22 protein-coding genes are annotated in these 16,067 nt (G+C 64.6%); 12 read left to right on the forward strand and 10 right to left on the reverse strand.

All coding sequences use genetic code 11. The annotated features are described in order from the left end of the window. Positions 1 to 6 precede the first annotated feature (6 nt). Positions 7 to 825 carry a class I SAM-dependent methyltransferase gene (locus C7I85_RS26610; protein ID WP_106727030.1) on the forward strand — a complete coding sequence of 273 codons (819 nt, stop codon included), beginning with the start codon at positions 7 to 9 and terminating at the stop codon, positions 823 to 825. On the opposite strand, the gene C7I85_RS26615 is transcribed toward C7I85_RS26610, so the two are convergent. After that, on the reverse strand, positions 826 to 1,320 hold the full coding sequence (locus C7I85_RS26615) for a DUF2244 domain-containing protein (protein WP_106727031.1): 495 nt from the start codon (positions 1,318 to 1,320) through the stop codon (positions 826 to 828). It lies immediately after the preceding gene. Between the two features lie 22 nt (positions 1,321 to 1,342). On the opposite strand from C7I85_RS26615, the gene nth reads away from it, so the two are divergent. After that, positions 1,343 to 2,131, forward strand: a complete 789-nt coding sequence (gene nth, locus C7I85_RS26620; RefSeq protein WP_106727032.1) for an endonuclease III — start codon at positions 1,343 to 1,345, stop codon at positions 2,129 to 2,131. 16 nt (positions 2,132 to 2,147) lie between these two features. On the opposite strand, the gene C7I85_RS26625 is transcribed toward nth, so the two are convergent. After that, positions 2,148 to 2,609, reverse strand: a complete 462-nt coding sequence (locus C7I85_RS26625; protein WP_106727033.1) for a DUF2214 family protein — start codon at positions 2,607 to 2,609, stop codon at positions 2,148 to 2,150. Between the two features lie 184 nt (positions 2,610 to 2,793). Between C7I85_RS26625 and C7I85_RS26630 the strand changes: the two genes are divergently transcribed. Continuing rightward, entirely contained in the window at positions 2,794 to 3,324 is a 531-nt protein-coding gene (locus C7I85_RS26630; RefSeq protein WP_106727034.1) for a GNAT family N-acetyltransferase, read from the forward strand. Here the strand turns inward: C7I85_RS26630 and C7I85_RS26635 are convergent. Beyond that, the gene (locus C7I85_RS26635) at positions 3,288 to 4,712 is read right to left on the reverse strand and encodes a UDP-glucose dehydrogenase family protein (RefSeq protein WP_106727035.1); all 1,425 of its coding nucleotides are present in this window, start codon (positions 4,710 to 4,712) and stop codon (positions 3,288 to 3,290) included. The two genes, C7I85_RS26630 and C7I85_RS26635, sit on opposite strands and share 37 nt — an antisense overlap. A gap of 537 nt (positions 4,713 to 5,249) precedes the next feature. Here C7I85_RS26635 and rnk point away from each other — a divergent pair. Beyond that, positions 5,250 to 5,666 carry a nucleoside diphosphate kinase regulator gene (gene rnk / locus C7I85_RS26640; RefSeq protein WP_106727036.1) on the forward strand — a complete coding sequence of 139 codons (417 nt, stop codon included), beginning with the start codon at positions 5,250 to 5,252 and terminating at the stop codon, positions 5,664 to 5,666. Between the two features lie 172 nt (positions 5,667 to 5,838). Continuing rightward, on the forward strand, positions 5,839 to 6,396 hold the full coding sequence (locus C7I85_RS26645) for a GreA/GreB family elongation factor (RefSeq protein WP_106727058.1): 558 nt from the start codon (positions 5,839 to 5,841) through the stop codon (positions 6,394 to 6,396). A gap of 43 nt (positions 6,397 to 6,439) precedes the next feature. Here C7I85_RS26645 and C7I85_RS26650 read toward each other — a convergent pair whose 3' ends face one another. From C7I85_RS26650 to C7I85_RS31210, 3 genes are all read right to left on the reverse strand, one after another. After that, entirely contained in the window at positions 6,440 to 6,835 is a 396-nt protein-coding gene (locus C7I85_RS26650; protein WP_106727037.1) for a hypothetical protein, read from the reverse strand. 135 nt (positions 6,836 to 6,970) lie between these two features. Further along, positions 6,971 to 7,282, reverse strand: coding sequence for a hypothetical protein (locus tag C7I85_RS26655; protein WP_106727038.1), 312 nt, complete (start codon positions 7,280 to 7,282; stop codon positions 6,971 to 6,973). Between the two features lie 112 nt (positions 7,283 to 7,394). Then, a complete protein-coding gene (locus tag C7I85_RS31210; protein WP_181257409.1) occupies positions 7,395 to 7,559 on the reverse strand; it encodes a hypothetical protein in 165 nt (54 codons plus the stop codon). Between the two features lie 207 nt (positions 7,560 to 7,766). Between C7I85_RS31210 and C7I85_RS26660 the strand changes: the two genes are divergently transcribed. From C7I85_RS26660 to C7I85_RS26675, 4 genes are all read left to right on the forward strand, one after another. Continuing rightward, positions 7,767 to 8,720 (forward strand): ring-cleaving dioxygenase, encoded by a 954-nt coding sequence (locus tag C7I85_RS26660; protein WP_106727039.1) that lies wholly within the window; start codon positions 7,767 to 7,769, stop codon positions 8,718 to 8,720. 59 nt (positions 8,721 to 8,779) lie between these two features. Beyond that, on the forward strand, positions 8,780 to 9,343 hold the full coding sequence (locus C7I85_RS26665; protein ID WP_106727040.1) for an NADPH-dependent FMN reductase: 564 nt from the start codon (positions 8,780 to 8,782) through the stop codon (positions 9,341 to 9,343). A 132-nt stretch (positions 9,344 to 9,475) separates the two neighbouring features. Next, entirely contained in the window at positions 9,476 to 9,943 is a 468-nt protein-coding gene (locus C7I85_RS26670; RefSeq protein ID WP_106727041.1) for an MAPEG family protein, read from the forward strand. A gap of 134 nt (positions 9,944 to 10,077) precedes the next feature. Beyond that, complete coding sequence (locus C7I85_RS26675; protein ID WP_106727059.1) at positions 10,078 to 10,962, forward strand: alpha/beta fold hydrolase; 885 nt, start codon at positions 10,078 to 10,080, stop codon at positions 10,960 to 10,962. A 90-nt stretch (positions 10,963 to 11,052) separates the two neighbouring features. Here C7I85_RS26675 and C7I85_RS26680 read toward each other — a convergent pair whose 3' ends face one another. Both C7I85_RS26680 and C7I85_RS26685 read right to left on the reverse strand, forming a co-directional pair. Then, a complete protein-coding gene (locus C7I85_RS26680; protein ID WP_106727042.1) occupies positions 11,053 to 11,331 on the reverse strand; it encodes a hypothetical protein in 279 nt (92 codons plus the stop codon). A gap of 240 nt (positions 11,332 to 11,571) precedes the next feature. After that, the gene (locus tag C7I85_RS26685) at positions 11,572 to 12,348 is read right to left on the reverse strand and encodes an AraC family transcriptional regulator (RefSeq protein ID WP_106727043.1); all 777 of its coding nucleotides are present in this window, start codon (positions 12,346 to 12,348) and stop codon (positions 11,572 to 11,574) included. A 94-nt stretch (positions 12,349 to 12,442) separates the two neighbouring features. Between C7I85_RS26685 and C7I85_RS31845 the strand changes: the two genes are divergently transcribed. Genes C7I85_RS31845 through C7I85_RS26695 form a run of 3 tightly spaced genes read left to right on the forward strand, consistent with a single transcriptional unit; the run spans position 12,443 to position 14,279 of the window. Beyond that, a complete protein-coding gene (locus C7I85_RS31845; RefSeq protein ID WP_245445120.1) occupies positions 12,443 to 12,586 on the forward strand; it encodes a hypothetical protein in 144 nt (47 codons plus the stop codon). Then, on the forward strand, positions 12,586 to 13,356 hold the full coding sequence (locus tag C7I85_RS26690) for a DMT family transporter (protein WP_245445121.1): 771 nt from the start codon (positions 12,586 to 12,588) through the stop codon (positions 13,354 to 13,356). Before C7I85_RS31845 ends, C7I85_RS26690 begins: the two co-directional genes overlap by 1 nt. A 20-nt stretch (positions 13,357 to 13,376) precedes the next feature. Next, positions 13,377 to 14,279 (forward strand): ATP-binding protein, encoded by a 903-nt coding sequence (locus C7I85_RS26695; RefSeq protein WP_106727060.1) that lies wholly within the window; start codon positions 13,377 to 13,379, stop codon positions 14,277 to 14,279. A gap of 80 nt (positions 14,280 to 14,359) precedes the next feature. On the opposite strand, the gene C7I85_RS26700 is transcribed toward C7I85_RS26695, so the two are convergent. Beyond that, positions 14,360 to 15,586, reverse strand: coding sequence for an aromatic ring-hydroxylating oxygenase subunit alpha (locus tag C7I85_RS26700; protein ID WP_106727044.1), 1,227 nt, complete (start codon positions 15,584 to 15,586; stop codon positions 14,360 to 14,362). 73 nt (positions 15,587 to 15,659) lie between these two features. Then, positions 15,660 to 15,932 carry a hypothetical protein gene (locus C7I85_RS26705; protein WP_106727045.1) on the reverse strand — a complete coding sequence of 91 codons (273 nt, stop codon included), beginning with the start codon at positions 15,930 to 15,932 and terminating at the stop codon, positions 15,660 to 15,662. Between the last annotated feature and the right edge of the window lie 135 nt (positions 15,933 to 16,067).

Consider the following 16,067-nt stretch of genomic DNA (forward strand, 5'->3'; position numbering starts at 1 on the left):
AGCAACATGGAACGTGAAAAGGTATCCCTGACCAGGGAGCGGGAAACCCTGCTCATCACCCTCTACGGCAAAGCCCTCGAAAGCAGGCGTCCAAACTCCATCCTGGCGGACCACTTCGCCGAGGAGGCAGCCGCCAGGATCGACTACGACTTTTCGAAGCTGAAGGTCGACGGCGTCATGGGCGTGGGCTTTGCCGCGCGCGCCAGGACGCTGGACGACTGGGTGCGGGCATTCCTGGCAGATCATCCGGACGCGATCGTGATGGATCTGGGCTGCGGCCTCGACACGCGGGTTTTTCGCATAGACCCGCCGGCCAGGGTCGAGTGGCTCGACGTCGATTTCCCCGAAGTGGTCGAGCTGCGCCGCCGGATCTATCCGCTGCGCGAAAACTATCGGCTGATCGCCACCTCGGTCACCGAGCCGGACTGGCTGGCGCGTGTGCCGCGCAACAGGCCGGCGATCGTGGTGGCGGAGGGGCTGACGCCCTATCTGGCGGCCAAGGACGGCCCGCTTCTGCTTTCGCGGCTGGTGTCGCACCTTCGCCGCGGCGGCGAGGTGGTCTGCGACCTTTACAGCGATCTCGGCCTCAAGCTCGTGCGCCAGAACCCGGCCGTTCGCTTGACCGGGGCGGAGCTCCATTGGGCCGTCAACGACCCGCACGACCTCGAACAGGAGGTGCCGGGGCTGAAACTTGTCGAGGACCTTTCGGCCTACCGGCCGGAGCATCTCACCCACATGGACTGGTCCGCCCGCTGGATCGCGCTCGCCTGGAATATCGTCCCGCCCCTGCGCAAGGTCGGCAGGCTGGTCAGATTCAAATTCTGATTAGCGCTTCTTGGCGGTTGCCAGCGCAAGCGTAAATGCCTTGGCGAAGCTCTCGCGGTCGTCGGGGTTGAGGAAGCTGCCGATCGGCACGCTTTTTTCGCGCGAAACCACGGCCATGTCGGTGATGCCGATCTCGGCGTGACGCTTGACCGAAAACCGCGCCCAGAACGGGTTGAAATGGTAGCTTTCCGACCGGCCGGATGCCGCCACCTTGAGGATATCGAGGCTGGTGCGCGAGACGATCACTTCCTCGCTGACGCGGGCGGCGCGATAGTTCAACCGGAAGGCGATGTAGAGGCCGAGCACGTCGAGGCCGAAGAAGCCGAAGACGGGCCATGCGCCATGCGCGATGAAGAAAATGCCGGTGACGATCCAGCCGAAGGTCATGGCTCCCATCAGGACGAGGAAACCGGTGCGGCCGAGGGATCGGTAGGGCTTCAGGAGCGCGTGGAAAAACGGCTCGTCGGCAGTATATGCGGCGTTTGTCTCGCTCATGCTTGCAGTTTATAGGAAAGCGATGAGCATACCCAAAGCAAAAGATCGAGAGAGCTTGAAAAAGCCACAGCCGGCAAAGGCCAACGGCGCGGTGCGGGCAAAACCCCGCGTGCGCCGGCCAAAGACGCTCTACACGCCGGCGGAAATCCACGAGATTTTCCGGCGCTTTTCGGTGCAGCGCCCGGAGCCGAAGGGCGAGCTGGAGCACGTCAACGCCTTCACCCTGCTCGTTGCGGTGGTGCTCTCGGCCCAGGCCACCGACGCGGGCGTCAACAAGGCAACGCGGCCGCTTTTTGCGATCGCTGACACGCCCGAAAAGATGCTGGCGCTCGGCGAGGAAAAGCTCGGCGAATATATCCGCACCATCGGCCTGTGGCGGGCCAAGGCCAAGAATGTGATTGCGCTCTGCGAGGCGCTGATCCGCGATCACGGCGGCAAGGTGCCGGACGACCGCGAGGAACTGGTGAAGCTGCCGGGGGTGGGGCGCAAGACCGCCAATGTGGTGCTGAACATGGCCTTCGGCCAGCACACCATGGCTGTCGACACGCACATCTTCCGCATCGGCAACCGCATCGGGCTGGCGCCCGGCAAGACGCCGGAGCAGGTGGAGGCCGAGCTCGTCCGCATCATTCCGCAAGAGTATATGCGCCATGCCCACCACTGGCTGATCCTGCACGGGCGCTATGTGTGCAAGGCCCGTAAGCCCGAATGCGAAAAATGCGTGATCGCCGATCTTTGCAAGTACAAGGACAAGACCACCAGCATTCCGGCGCCGCTGGTGCCGATCGAGCCGCTGGAGGCGGCCCAGTAGGGCAAATTGTGCTTCTTCAGCCGAACTGACCGTAGCCGCGCGCCATCGCGGCCGCGAAGATCGGGATCAGCATGAACAGCATCATCTGCGCGCGCAGATAGCCGCGCACGGAGGCGAGTTCGGTCGGGGGCACGGCGAAGGCGTTGTCGGCCTCTGCCTGCCGCTTCCACGAAAGATAACGAATGGTGGGCGGGACCGAAAGCAAACCGACGGCGACAAAGACGGCCATCTTGGCCCAGAAGGTCCAGCTATAGGCGTAGAATTCCCAGCCCTTGAGGCCATAAAACACCCGCGCGATGCCGATGATGACGATGAACAGCGCGAGAAGACCATAGGCGCGGTCTATGCCGGCCAGCCTACCGATCGTCCTGTGCGTCATCTCGTTGCGGATGAGCACGACCTCGGCGGCAAGGACCGCCGCGAGCGAAAAGACCAGTACGTGGTGGAAGATGGCAAGCAGCAGGTCGACGGTTTCCATTGGTTTCCTCTGGAGTCGGGCTGGGCAACTGTCCGTGCATAGAAGTGCCGTGATTTCGGCTGTGGTCAAGCGTGGACGCCAGATTGCTGACATCCTGCGGTTGTCGCTCCGGCGATGCGTGGCTAGGATGAGCATGGCCTGGCGTGGCCGGCGCTAATTCCCTCACCAGATCAAGCAAGTCACCATGAATTCCCAAAACTCCGACATCCCCGTCATCGAGACGGCGCGCACCATCCTCCGGCCGCATCGCCGCTCGGATTTCGAGGCCTCTCTGGCGCTGTGGGCCGATATGGCCGTCACCCGCCACATCGGTGGCCGGCCGATGACGAGCGAGGAGGTGTGGGCGCGGCTGCTGCGCTATGCCGGGCTCTGGCGGATGCTCGGCTATGGCTACTGGGTCGTGGAGGAACGTGACAGCGGGCGTTTCCTCGGCGAGGTCGGCTTCCAGGATGTTAAGCGCGACATCGAACCCGATTTTGGCGGCGCGCCGGAGGCGGGCTGGGTAATCGCGCCTGCCGCGCACGGCAAGGGCTTTGCCAGCGAGGCGGTTGCGGCGATCCATGAGTGGGCCGACCGGAATTTTGGCGGAAAGCGCACCGTCTGCATCATCGACCCGGACAATCTGCCCTCGATCCGTGTCGCGGAAAAATTCGGCTACCGGGAAGTCACGCAGACCACCTACAAGGGCTCGCCCGTCATCCTGTTCGAGCGCTGAGGCGTAGAGCGGGCGCCTGGGTCAGGGGCCTTGGTTTCCGGGGTGGACGAGGCCTCGGCGCGCTCTGTCCGGCGCGGCTTTTCCGACGGGCGCCCGATTGCGGTAAGCGCAAAGCCGTGGCGCTCGGCCTCTGCCGGGTCGAAGGCATGGCGGAAATCGACCAGCACGCGCCGGCGCATGCCGTGCCCGAGCCGGCCGAGGTCGAGCGCCTTCAGGCTTTTCCAGTCGGTGATCAGCACGGCGGCGTCGGCGCCGGCAGCGCATTCGTATGGGTCGTCGAAGAACTCGACGTCGTCGAGCACGGCGCGGGCGTTTTCGATGCCTTCCGGGTCGTGCGCGCGGATCCGGGCGCCGGCGCGCTGCAGCGCCTCGATGAGCGGGATGGACGGCGCCTCGCGCATGTCGTCCGTCTCGGGCTTGAAGGTCAGGCCAAGTATCGCGACGCTGGCGCCTTCGGCACGGCCGTCGAGCGCGTCGATCACCTTCAGCGCCATGCGCCGCTTGCGCGCGTCGTTGACCGCAAGCGATTCCTGGACGATGCGCATCGGCACGGCGTGATCCTGCGAGGTGCGCAAGAGAGCCAGCGTGTCCTTGGGAAAGCAGGAGCCGCCATAGCCCGGCCCGGCATTGAGGAAGCCCGCGCCAATGCGATGGTCGAGCCCCATGCCGAGCGCCACCTCGCGGACATCCGCGCCGACGCTTTCGCACAGATCGGCCATCTCATTGATGTAGGAAATCTTTACGGCGAGGAAGGCGTTGGAGGCGTACTTGATCAGCTCGGCGGTGCGGCGGTCGGTCGCCAGAATGGGTACGTTCTGCTCGCGCAGGGGCGCATAGAGCGCCTGCAAGAGCTCCCTTGCGCGGCTGTCGTTTGCGCCGATGACGACGCGATCCGGCCGCTGGAAGTCGCCGATCGCGCTGCCCTCGCGCAGGAATTCGGGATTGGAGGCGACGGCGAAGCTGGCATCCGGCCGGGCGCGCGTCATCAGGCGCTCGATCTCGTCGCCGGTGCCGACCGGAACGGTCGATTTGGTGACCACGACGGTGAAGCGGTCGATCAGGCCCGCCACCTCGCGCGCTGCGGCATAGACGAAGGCAAGGTCGGCCTCGCCGTCGCGCAGGCGCGGTGGCGTGCCCACAGCGAGCAGCACGATGTCGGCGCCCGCAACCGCAATGGAAAGGTCGGTGGTGAAGGAAAGGCGCTTTTGCGCGACCGCTTCGTCGACCAGCCGGTCGAGGCCGGGCTCGTAGATCGGAAGCTCGCCGCGGCGCAGGGCCGCGATCTTCCTGGCGTCCTTGTCCGCGCCGACGACTTCATGTCCCCAGCCGGCGAAACAGGCCGCCGAAACCAGACCGACATAACCAGTGCCGATAACTGCGATTTTCACGGGCCTGATCCTCTTTGGGGCGAAGTGCTGCGCCTCCGGATGCAGGGCGCCGATTCGCTGATGATCCTGCCGCCTTCCTAAACGCAGACCTTGACACTCGTATTACAGGCTTTTTGCTGGCTCAGGACGGCTCGCCGGGCAAAACGGAAGCCTACAAGCGTGCTTCGAGATCGATAGGCATGTCACGCAGCGGCATGGCGTCGAGATATTGCCGAAACGCGCGGATTTCCGGCCTTTCCAACAGGACTCGGCAGGCTTCGCTTGACTTTGCCGCCAAGTTTCGGGACACTTGCAGCATGACTACCGCCGCCGAAATTCGACCCGTTTCTTACCTTCGGGTGTGCCCCATCGCGGGATCGTAACCCCCGGCTCGGCTGCCATGCGCCCCCGAGCCGTGGGGCGAATACGGCATTTTTCGCAACCATTCAGACTGCGAATTCGGCGCTTACAACCACAGAAATGACTACTGCCAGCCAGGCAGCCGCACGTCGCAGCCCATGACCGGGTTCCGTCGCGGTCACAATACATGGGTGCAATATGCAGGAAAAGATCAAGGCCAAGCGCAAGCCGGTCATCAAGATCGGCGCTACGGACCACGCAAAGCTGGTTTCCTTCGCCGAGGCGATGGAAAGCCGTAATCCGGAAGTGGCCGAGGAGCTGATGCTCGAGCTCGAACGCGCCAAGGTCGTGGCGGACGGCTCGCTGCCGGCCGACGTGGTCCAGATGGGCTCGACCGTCACCTACAAGCCGGACACTGGCGAGACCCGGACCGTGACGCTGGTGTTCCCGGGCGATGCGGACATCGCACAGGGCAAGATCTCCATCCTGACCCCGATCGGCACCGCGCTGATCGGCCTTGGAACCGGGCAGGCGATCGCCTGGACCGCGCGCGACGGCCGCACCCATCAGCTCGAGATCGTGGAGGTCCGCCAGCCGGCTCCCGCTGGGGCCTGAGGACATGATCGTCCGTCCCGTTCGGCATTACCTCATCTTCCGCGCAGGCAATCTCGTCACAGGAGCGTGACCCCTGCGCCGGACACGCGTCCGGCTCAGGGGAACTTTCCGCGATGAAGAGAAACGCTTGTGGCCGACAACCGCCAAGATGCGGTTCGGCTGGAGGTTTGACATGTCGAACAAGGACGTCTGTCTGCTGACGACGAAGGACTACACCATTCTGGAAGTGATGCAGGAGCGCTGCCTGGGTCGGGACGATCCGATCCGGGAGCTCCTGCGCCGCAAACTCGACGGCGCGACCGTCGTCTTCCGCGACGATATCCCGTCCACGGTGGTCACGCTCAGCAGCCGCGTGTCGTATCGCATCGATGACGGCCCGGCCGAAACCCGCATCGTCGCCCATGACGAGATGCGCGGCATGGTCGGCTCGGTGCTGTCGATCACCAATCCGCGCGGGCTGGCCTTGCTGGGCCTTGCCGAGGGGCAGTCGATCACCATTCGCCGCATCGACGGCGAGGAGGAGACGCTGACCGTGCAGGAGGTGGTCTATCAGCCGGAGGCGGCGAAGCGCGAGGCCGACACGCTGCAGCGCGGCGGCGTGCCGCCCAAGCCGCGCGGGCCGATCCTGCGCCTCGTCCACCGCTCCGACGATGTTCCGCTGCGCCCGAAGCGGGAGCTTTTGGCGCCTTTCGACGGCGGCCCGGACGATCCGGGGCCGTCGGCGGCTTGAAAAGCTCTGGCAGCCTCCTGGCCGATGCCGCTTCGGCGGCTCTTCACTGCTTGTCGCAGGTTGTGGCGGAATAGTTTCCGCTCGCCTCGAGCATGATGATGTCGAAGGAGGCCGCCGCATCGCTGTTGGCGGTGACCTGGGTGAGGTCGATCGAATTGCCTCCCGAGGTGAAGCCGCCGAGCGGGCCAAGCCAGGTGAGTTCGCCCTCCGGGGTGAGCTCGTATTTCTGGGGCGGCGGCGGCGGTCCGAATCGATACGGGCCGCGATAGCTGTCGCCCTCGATGATGATGTCGCCGAGATGGATGAACTGGCCGAGGGCGTAGACCTCGCAGTGGTAGACGCCGTCGACGAGGCGGCCTACAGGCGGGTCGGCGAGCGCGGGGCAGGTAGCAGCTGAAAGCAGGAGGCCGGAAAGACAGGCGGCTCTGAAAGTCGTCATCGTCGTGCCTCTGCCAATCTATGTGCCTGCCTGCAATCGGTCGCACGGAGCCCATGCGACTCCCGCGAGAAAAGCACTCCCGAAGACGCTCGGCAAGAGCTGCCTTCGGCGGCTGCGGCTATGCCTCAGGCCGGCCTACATCTGGTCGTTGTAGGGTTCCTTGGTCTGCGCCACCATCCGGGCGAGGTCCGAAAAGCTCGGGAGATCGCCGCTCGACAGGCGGCCGCCATTGGCGAGCTGCAGCAAGCGGATGGGGAAGCAGACGGCGTCGCGGTTGGCCGGCGACATGTCCTCGATGATGTGGTCGTCGGCGGTGGCGTTGGCCTCGGCGCGGCGCAATGCCGTGTCGATTTCCTCGACGCTGAGAATGCCCTTCTTGACCAGCACGTCGTTGATCGAGGCGATGGCGAGGTAAAGGCCCTCGAGCTGCAGGTTGGCGGTGTTCATCGGTCCCTCCGGAGGCGGTTGCGATCCGGGTTAACGCGCGGCCCGGCGGTGCGATCCCGGATCCGGAGAATCTACCCTGCAAGCCGATCGAGTTGCCGGAAAGATACTCGCTCTATTGCGGAGAGGTAGGGGCGCCCGCCATGCGGCAGTTCAGCGTCGACCATTTTGCGCAGGGCGCGGAAGTAGCTTCGATCCGCGCGGACAGCCTTGCAAGCTCGGCAAAGCCGATCGCGAAACCCGAAATCAGCACAGACAGCACAACAAGACGCAAGGCCATAGTCCCCTCCTTGCAGGCCACCCCACCAATGGCAGTTGCGGAAGATAGAGCGGTTCGTGCCGCCGGGGAAGATGTCCGATTGGTGGACAATCGGGCCTGGCATGTCCACCGTCCGAAGACGGTCTGTCTCTTGCCGTCCATCTGGCCGGCCGGGGCGAAGCGCGCCATCTTGTGTCCAACATCCCGCAAGACGGGCAGGAGACGCACATGACACTTGAACTGACCGGCATCCACCATCTGACGGCGATCACCGCAAATGCCGCGCAGAACCTGAAATTCTATACCAGGACGCTCGGCCTTCGCCTGGTGAAGAAGACGGTGAACCAGGACGACACCAGCGCCTACCACCTCTTCTACGCCGACGGGCAGGCGACGCCCGGAACCGACATCACCTTCTTCGACTGGCCGGTGGGCCCGGAGCGGCGCGGCACCCACAGTATTTCACGCACCGCGATGCGCGTTTCGGGCGAGGGCAGCCTTGCCTGGTGGCGCGAGCATCTAAAGGCTGAAGGCGTTACGGCCGGCGACATCGCCGAGATCGGCGGCTACCATTCGCTCGACTTCGAGGATTTCGAGGGCCAGCGGCTGCGGCTCGTCGATGACGGCGGCAGGGGCGAGGTGCATCCCTGGGCCGGCAGCACCATTCCGGCCGAGCACCAGATCCGCGGCCTCGGGCCGATCACGCTCAGCGTTCCGGACCTGCGCCCGACCGAACTGGTGCTGACCAAGGTGATGAACATGCGCCAGGTGCGCGACTATGCTTCGCCCGACGGCAATGGCCACGTCCATGTCTTCGCGATGGGCGAGGGGGGACCTGCTGCCGAGCTCCACGTCGCCGTGCAGCCGGGGCTTCCCGTCACCATGCAGGGGGCAGGTGCTGTGCATCACGTCGCCTTCCGCACGCCGGACATCGAGCAGATGCACGAATGGACGGCGAGGTTGGAGGGCTTCCGCCTGCCGTCCAGCGGCGAGGTGGAGCGCTACTATTTCCGCTCGCTCTATTTCCGCGAGCCCAACGGCATCCTTTTCGAGATCGCGACGGACGGCCCTGGCTTCACCGCCGACGAGCCGCTGGACAAGCTCGGCGAAAGGCTGTCGCTGCCGCCGTTCCTCGAGCCGAAACGCGCCTCGATCGAAGCCGGCCTGAAGTCGCTCGCATAAAACCCCCGGCGCGAGGCGCTGATCCGCCTCGCGCCACCCCTTGCATGGAGTATTTTTGAATGACGAAATTGGTTGGCATATCCGGCAGTCTGCGCCGCGGCTCCTACAACTCGGCGCTTTTGTGCGCGGCCGTGCCCATGGCGCCGTCCGGCGTCGAATTCGTCGCCTCGACGATCCACGGCATTCCGCTCTATGACGGCGATGTCGAAGCAAGCGAAGGCATTCCGCCGGCGGTTGCCCAGCTCAAGGAACTGGTCGCGACAGCCGACGGCGTGATCCTCTTCACGCCCGAATACAACAATTCGCTGCCCGGCGTCTTCAAGAACGCGATCGACTGGCTGAGCCGTCCGTCCAGCGACATCAAGCGGGTGTTCGGCGGCCGCCCGTTCGCGGTGCTGGGTGCTTCGCCCGGCGGCTTCGGCACCATTCTCAGCCAGAATGCCTGGCTTTCGGTGCTGCGCACCCTCGGCACGGAACCCTGGTTCGGCGGACGCATGCTTGTTGCCCGCGCTTCCACCGTGTTCGACGAAAACGGCAACCTCACTGACGAGAAAGTGGCCCAGCAGCTGCAGGCATTCATCAGCGGCTTTGCGGAATTTGCCGCTGCCCACCGCCGCGCCTGAACGGCCTCACGAGGGGCCATCGCCGGTGAAAACAATCGCCCGGCGACGGCTATTCGTGTATGAGTTGAAAACTGGCAGCGGCGCTTTTCGCGCCCTGCCGGTTTCTCGGTTCCGGATCGTGGGGGATGATCCATGGACAAGATAAGCCTGCAGAACCCGCTGTTTGCGACTTATGTCATCGCGGCTGCCCTGATGATCCTCAAGGCCGTCAGCATGTCCTGGCTCACCGTCGTACGTATGACGCAGGAGAAGGGCGGCTACCGTTCGCCCGAAGACCTGAGAAAAACTGCGCTGAATCCGGACCCCAATCCGAAACAGCTCGAACCCAATGAGCGGGTCGAGCGCATCCGCCGCATTCAGCTCAACGATCTGGAGAGCCTGCCGTTCTTTCTGGTCGCGGGCCTGCTCTTCGTGCTGACCGACCCGCCGCTGTGGCTCGCGCAATGGCTGCTCTATGGCTATGTGGTCTCGCGCCTGCTGCACTTTGCGGCCTATCTCTCCGCGCAGACCCACGACATGCGCGCGACTCTTTGGACCGTGGGCTCGCTGATCCTGATTTTCATGACCCTTTGGGCGCTGGTAGCCGCGCTTCACGCCTGACCGACGGCATTCGACGTGGTGCCGATCGCGATCCCCGACTCGCGCCCGGCAGCACAAGGTTCCGGAACAATTCGGACGCGAAAAGGTTAGGGGAGGGGCCGTTGTGCGGCTTCGCCTCGAACAGGGAGTGGGCCATGCGTGCCTCCGATCCTATCGCGCCGGCTTCCACGGATTTTCGACCTTTCCCGTCAAGTTTCACCACCCTCACCATACCTGCGAACGGCGCGGATATTTTCGTCCGCGCGGGTGGGACGGGGCCGGCGGTGGTCTTGCTGCACGGCTACGGCGAAACCGGCGACATGTGGGCGCCCTTGGCCGAAAAGTTGGCAGAGGACCATACGGTGGTCGTTCCCGATTTGCGCGGCATGGGGTTGTCGTCCCATCCGGCCGACGGCTACGACAAGAAGACTGAAGCCCGCGACATCGCGGCTGTGCTCGATGCGCTGAAGATCGACAAGGTCGACCTCGTCGCGCATGACATCGGCAATATGGTCGGTTACGCCTTCGCCGCGGAACATCCCGAGCGGGTGAGCAAGTTCGTGCTGATGGATGCGCCGCTGCCGGGGGTCGGGCCCTGGGAGGAAATCCTGAAGAACCCGCTTCTGTGGCATTTCCGCTTCGGTGGTCCGGATATGGAGCGGCTGGTCGCTGGTCGCGAGCGCATCTATCTCGACCGCTTCTGGAACGAATTCTCGGCCGACCCGAAGAACTTCGACGAAGCCTCGCGCGCGCACTATGCCAGGCTTTACGCGCTGCCGGGCGCCATGCATTCCGGCTTCGAGCAATTCAAGGCTTTCGATCAGGACGCGATCGACAACAAGGCGTTCCTCGCCAAAGGCCTGTTGCAAATGCCGGTCCTGGCGATCGGCGGCGAAAAGTCGTTCGGCTCGACGATGGCCGTCGTCATGCGCTTCGCGGCAAGCGATGTGCACGAAGCGGTGATCCCAAATGCCGGGCACTGGCTGATGGAGGAGAACCCCACGGCCACGATCGATGCGGTGACGAAATTCCTGCACTAGGCGCGGTGGCGCCGATCAAACAGCTGAGCATGGGCGGAGAGAAAGAAGCCGGCAGGCGGTGCCCAACCGCCGCCCACCAGCCTCGGGGCGTCAGAAGTCGCCGACCACGCCGCAGAAGTCCTTTTCACGGTCGTTCTGCGGGTTGGCGCATTCGCCCTTGATCTTGGTGTGCTTTTCCTCGGGGAGCAGGTCCCACGCGGCCTTCATCTCGTCCTTCGAGCGCATCTGGGTCATTTCGTTGTCCGTATACATCGGACCGACGACCTCGGAATTCTGGATATCCCGGTCGGTTGTCGCGGTCTGAGCATATGCGGCCCCCACCGCAACGCCAAAGACAACTGAAGCGATCGAAAGCAACTTGAACGTCATGATAGCCTCTCCATTTGGGGTTCTGCCAAAAAATGACACTGGAAACGCCCTTTGAAGTAGAACGGTGTTCGAAGACGTCCAGGGGTTGTGCGCAATAAACTTCTGGTGGTGGTTAACAGCGTTGTCTTGTCTCTGGTGAACATTGCGGGCTTTTCGCACATTCGCTCGGCTTCATCGTCTTTCCATCCCGACGGCTAAGGACCGGCTTTTAGCCGGCTGGAGAAGCCGTTTGGACCGACCCTACCGATAGAACGCACTTGGCGGCATGCCGAAGTGCTTTCGGAACATGGCCGCAAAGGCGCTTTGGCTGGCGTAGCCGCTGTCGAGCGCGACATCGATGATCCGCTCGCCATGGGCGAGCCGTTCGAGCGCGAACAGAAGCCGCGCCTGCTGGCGCCATTGGCCGAATGTCAGCCCCGTCTCTTTGGAGAAGAGGCGGTGGATGGTCTTGGGCGTCACCTTGAGTTCCTGCGCCCATTGCTCGGCGGTCGAAACGTCGTCGGGGCGGGCAAGCAGTGCCTCGCACACGCGGCGCAGGCGGCGGTCCTGCGGCATCGGCAGGTGAAGCGGAAGCACGCTCACTTCCACCAGTTCGTCGAGCAGCAGCCACATCAAGCGTTCGTCGCGCGTGTCGGGCTCGTAGTCGAGCGGCACGCGCATGGCAGCGACGATCAGCTCGCGCAGGAGCGGCGATACCGCAACCACGCAGTTCGTCTTCGGCAGATGGGGCGCGGCTTGCGGATCGACAAAGAGGGTGCGGATCTTCACCGCGCCGCTCATCCGCACCTCGTGCTCGAGCCCGGCCACCAGCCAGACCGCCCGGTTGGGCGGCACCACCCAGGTTCCCGAGGCCGAGCGCACGATCATGACGCCCTCGATGGCGTAGAGAAGCTGGCAGCGGGGATGGGCATGCAGGCCGGTGGAGGCATCGCTTGGATAGTCGATCTCCATCGCCGCCATGGGCCGCGCCGTGGCGTGATAGTCGAGGTGCTTGGTGGTCAGCTGGTCTTCAGGCATGTCCCATTCTCGCTAGGTTCTGTCATTCTAGCGTGAGACTGACTTGGCGGCGACCGGCTAATTGCTGCGGCAGACTTCCTTGAAGAGCCGCAACATGATCAAGCAGAAAGCCGCGTTTCTCTATCCCTTCGCCGCCATCGTCCTGTGGGCGGGCAATGTCATCGCCTCCCGCCTCTCGGCGCATACGATCGGCCGCAGGCCATCACCTTCTATCGGCTGCTGCTGGCGGTCGCGCTGATGAGCCTGTTCGTCGCGCGGCCTGCCTGGCGGAACCGGGCGGCGATCTGGCCGCATCTCGGACAGTTTGCCATCCTCGGCTTCCTCGCCATGTGCCTGTTCCAGAGCCTTTCCTATCTTGCGGCGGAGACGACGACGGCGACCAATATGGCCGTCTTCACCGCCTTGACGCCGCTGCTGACGGTGGGGCTGAGCGCCGTCATGCTGGGCGAGGATCCGACCGCCGGCATGGTCGGCGGGGCGTTGCTGTCGCTTGCGGGCTTGATCTATCTCGTCAGCGGCGGCGACCTGACGGCCCTGCTGCGCGACGGCGTTCATCCCGGCGATGCGCTGATGCTGGTGGCAGCCTTCGTCTATGCGCTTTACGGCGTGCTGCTGAAGCGCTGGAGCCTGCCAGTCGCGGGCTGGCAGTCCACCTATATGCAGGCGCTCTGCGCGCTGGCCGTCATGTTCCCGGCTTTCCTCGCAACCCCGGCGCCTCTGCGCCAGCTCAATGCCGAGACGCTGCCGCTCATCGCCTATGCAGGCGGGCTCGCCTCGGTGGTGCTGCCGTTTCTCTGGATTCGCGGGGTCCAGCAACTCGGCCCGAGCCGCTGCGCCATCTTCATGAACCTCCTGCCGGTGCTGACGGCCGCGGCGGCGATCGTCATGCTGGGCGAGCCCGTGCGGCCGTTCCATGTCATCGGCGGCGGGCTGGCCCTGGCCGGCGTCATCTGCGCCCAGATTTTCCGGCGGCCGCTCGCCCGGCGGCGCGCGCTGGCAAGCGAGTAGAACAAGTGGAAAGAGACATGATGAACGATCCGACCAACCGCGACCTGTTGCTGCGCATCGCCGAGGCTTTCGAGCGCCTCGCGCCGCCGCCTCCGTCTTCCGGGCTGGAGGAGATCGCCGAGGGCTATCTGTGGATCGCGCAAGCCAAGCGGCTGAAGGCGGTGCACCGGATCGCGCGTATCGACCTCGATCTCTTGCAGCGGGTCGATATGCAGCGCGACGCGCTGCTCGCCAATACGCGCGGCTTTGCGGCCGGCCGCGAGGCCAACAATGCGCTTTTGTGGGGCGCGCGCGGCACGGGAAAATCCTCTCTGGTGAAATCCGTGCATGCCCAGGTAAACCAGGAACGGAAGACCGGCGCCGCCCCGGTCGCGTTGGTCGAGGTACAGCGGGAGGACATCGGCAGCTTGCCCGACCTGCTCGAACTGCTGGAAGCGGCCGAGCCGCGGCGCTTCATCCTGTTTTGCGACGACCTGTCTTTCGACGCAGGCGAGGCCGCCTACAAATCGCTGAAGGCGGTGCTGGACGGCGGCATCGCCGGGCGCCCCGACAATGTCGTATTCTACGCGACGTCGAACCGGCGCCACCTCCTGGCGCGGGACATGATCGACAATGAGCGGGCGACCGCCATCAATCCCGGCGAGGCGATCGAGGAGAAGGTCTCGCTGTCGGACCGCTTCGGCTTGTGGCTCGGGTTCCACGCCGTCGATCAGGATGGCTATCTCGACATGGTCCGCGGCTACGTGGCCCATCTGGGCATCGCGATCGAGGCGGCCGATCTGGAAAGGCAGGCCCTCGAATGGGCGATGCAGCGCGGCTCCCGCTCCGGCCGTACCGCCTGGCAGTTCATCCAGAGCCTGATGGCAGCGCCGGTCGAGCCGAGGCCAACCGCCTCCGTGACGCGCCTCGCCGGACCGCGTTGACGCTATTGGCTTGCTGACGAAAGCGGCCGGCGCCTCCTCTCGGAGAGCACCGGCCGCGTACTTGGCTTTGTTGCGCCGGCTCAGGGCCGGCTGATCTCGTCGAGATACCAGTTGATGTAGCGCAGCTCGTTGTGCTCCATCGGTGCGATCGGGCCGGGCTCGAAGAAGCGCGAGGCGACACCGCGCGCGGTGTGCTCGATGATCTTCTTGTCCTCTTCGGTGGTCACCTTCCAAAGCCAGGTCAGCTTCTCGAGGTCGTAGTCGCGGCCTTCTTCCGCATCGCCGCGCACGAGCCAGATCAGCTCCATCTCGCAGCTGTCGACCGTCTTGGGAATGAAGCGGTAGATCATGCCGTGGTCGGGATAGCAGACCAGGAACGTCGTGCCGCCGAGATGGATGGAGGTAACCCCGCCATCATAGGCCGAGAAACGGCCCATCAGCGGCGCCACCGGCGAGCCATCCTGGCTGCCGGTCGAAACGCCGTCATAGAGCGCGTAGCGGAAGGTGTGGATCGCTTCCTGGCCGCCGGCCGAATTCTGCCAATGGTTGGCGCTGACGACCTCGACGCCCAGCGCGCAGGTGCGGGCCTCCATGGCCGCGTTCAGCTTCTCGATCATCTCCAGCGGTTGTTCCAGCGCATGCGTTTGCGAATATTCGGGATGCGCCGGACCGCAATGGTAGCACTCGACGTAGTTCTCGACGGCGAGCTTCCAGTTGGCGTCGATGGCATACATCTCGCGATGCGCGACCTTGGCCTCGCCCCAGCCATATTGGCCGCAGCTGGTGCGCAGCGACTGCTCGATCGGGTCGAAGTCGAGCGGCTTCTCGGCAAAGGAGATGAAGACCAGTCCCGAAGCCACGCGCACATGGATCTTCTTCAGCCCATGGGCCGAGCGGTCGAAATCCTTCGGCATCAGACGGGCGGCGCGCAGCGAGCCGTCGTTGTTGTAGGTCCAGGCGTGATAGGGGCAGACGAAGAATTTTGCGTTGCCCTTGGGCTTGGTGCAGACTTCTGCGCCGCGATGGCGGCAGACATTGAGCATGGCGTGGATGGTGCCGTCCGCGCCGCGCGACAGGATGATCGCCTCGCTTTCGATCTTGAACAGCTCGAAGTCGCCCGGATTGGGGATGACGCTTTCATGCGCCAGGCAGTGCCAGTGGCGATGGAAAACGCGCTTCATGTCGCGCTCGTAGATGGCCGGGTCGCTGTAGAACGCCCTGGCGAGGCCATGCCCGGGGCGGTGGGCCGCCACGAGCGCGTCGATCGGGTCGTTGTGGGAGATTTGCTGGATGGGGATTATGCCCATGGCGGTATCCTGTCTGGCTGAGCGTTGCAGCGGTTTGGAGATGGACTTGAGGTCGTCGCTGCCATCGCGAGCCTCAAAAGCGGGAAAGGGAACGAGGCTCGGCCGCGCCGGCCATGGAGGCCAAGAGCGCGCGCAGGCATTGCACCGCCGGGTGCAGCGGCGTGTGCCGGTCGATGAGCGCGATCTGCCTGCGGGCCGCGGCCTCGATATCGGCGCCTGCCGGCACCGACATCAGCCAGTCGACGAATATTTCTTCGGGCGGCGGCAGCGGCGAGACGGCAGCCATCGTTTCGGGGTCGATCGGGCGGGCAGACCCATCGCAAGGCTGATGACCGCTGGCGATCATGGCTTGCCCTTTCCCGCCGGAATGGGGTGAACGCCGATATCCATGGCCGTCCTCGCCTCGCACAAGGACTGAGCCGGTGGTGATGGAGGATTTGCGAGCGGGCAGGCCTGTGGCCCTTGCCCTGAACGCTCAGCC

The organism is Pseudaminobacter soli (ex Li et al. 2025), from assembly GCF_003012705.1.
GTDB classification, from domain to species: Bacteria; Pseudomonadota; Alphaproteobacteria; order Rhizobiales; family Rhizobiaceae; genus Pseudaminobacter; species Pseudaminobacter soli.

Coding starts and splice junctions, on each gene's coding strand:
- C7I85_RS26610 (WP_106727030.1), top strand. CDS start 7: ATGGAACGTGAAAAGGTATCCCTGACCAGGGAGCGGGAAACCCTGCTC.
- C7I85_RS26615 (WP_106727031.1), bottom strand. CDS start 1,320: ATGAGCGAGACAAACGCCGCATATACTGCCGACGAGCCGTTTTTCCAC.
- nth (WP_106727032.1), top strand. CDS start 1,343: ATGAGCATACCCAAAGCAAAAGATCGAGAGAGCTTGAAAAAGCCACAG.
- C7I85_RS26625 (WP_106727033.1), bottom strand. CDS start 2,609: ATGGAAACCGTCGACCTGCTGCTTGCCATCTTCCACCACGTACTGGTC.
- C7I85_RS26630 (WP_106727034.1), top strand. CDS start 2,794: ATGAATTCCCAAAACTCCGACATCCCCGTCATCGAGACGGCGCGCACC.
- rnk (WP_106727036.1), top strand. CDS start 5,250: ATGCAGGAAAAGATCAAGGCCAAGCGCAAGCCGGTCATCAAGATCGGC.
- C7I85_RS26645 (WP_106727058.1), top strand. CDS start 5,839: ATGTCGAACAAGGACGTCTGTCTGCTGACGACGAAGGACTACACCATT.
- C7I85_RS26650 (WP_106727037.1), bottom strand. CDS start 6,835: ATGACGACTTTCAGAGCCGCCTGTCTTTCCGGCCTCCTGCTTTCAGCT.
- C7I85_RS26655 (WP_106727038.1), bottom strand. CDS start 7,282: ATGAACACCGCCAACCTGCAGCTCGAGGGCCTTTACCTCGCCATCGCC.
- C7I85_RS31210 (WP_181257409.1), bottom strand. CDS start 7,559: ATGGCCTTGCGTCTTGTTGTGCTGTCTGTGCTGATTTCGGGTTTCGCG.
- C7I85_RS26660 (WP_106727039.1), top strand. CDS start 7,767: ATGACACTTGAACTGACCGGCATCCACCATCTGACGGCGATCACCGCA.
- C7I85_RS26665 (WP_106727040.1), top strand. CDS start 8,780: ATGACGAAATTGGTTGGCATATCCGGCAGTCTGCGCCGCGGCTCCTAC.
- C7I85_RS26670 (WP_106727041.1), top strand. CDS start 9,476: ATGGACAAGATAAGCCTGCAGAACCCGCTGTTTGCGACTTATGTCATC.
- C7I85_RS26675 (WP_106727059.1), top strand. CDS start 10,078: ATGCGTGCCTCCGATCCTATCGCGCCGGCTTCCACGGATTTTCGACCT.
- C7I85_RS26680 (WP_106727042.1), bottom strand. CDS start 11,331: ATGACGTTCAAGTTGCTTTCGATCGCTTCAGTTGTCTTTGGCGTTGCG.
- C7I85_RS26685 (WP_106727043.1), bottom strand. CDS start 12,348: ATGCCTGAAGACCAGCTGACCACCAAGCACCTCGACTATCACGCCACG.
- C7I85_RS31845 (WP_245445120.1), top strand. CDS start 12,443: ATGATCAAGCAGAAAGCCGCGTTTCTCTATCCCTTCGCCGCCATCGTC.
- C7I85_RS26690 (WP_245445121.1), top strand. CDS start 12,586: ATGAGCCTGTTCGTCGCGCGGCCTGCCTGGCGGAACCGGGCGGCGATC.
- C7I85_RS26695 (WP_106727060.1), top strand. CDS start 13,377: ATGAACGATCCGACCAACCGCGACCTGTTGCTGCGCATCGCCGAGGCT.
- C7I85_RS26700 (WP_106727044.1), bottom strand. CDS start 15,586: ATGGGCATAATCCCCATCCAGCAAATCTCCCACAACGACCCGATCGAC.
- C7I85_RS26705 (WP_106727045.1), bottom strand. CDS start 15,932: ATGATCGCCAGCGGTCATCAGCCTTGCGATGGGTCTGCCCGCCCGATC.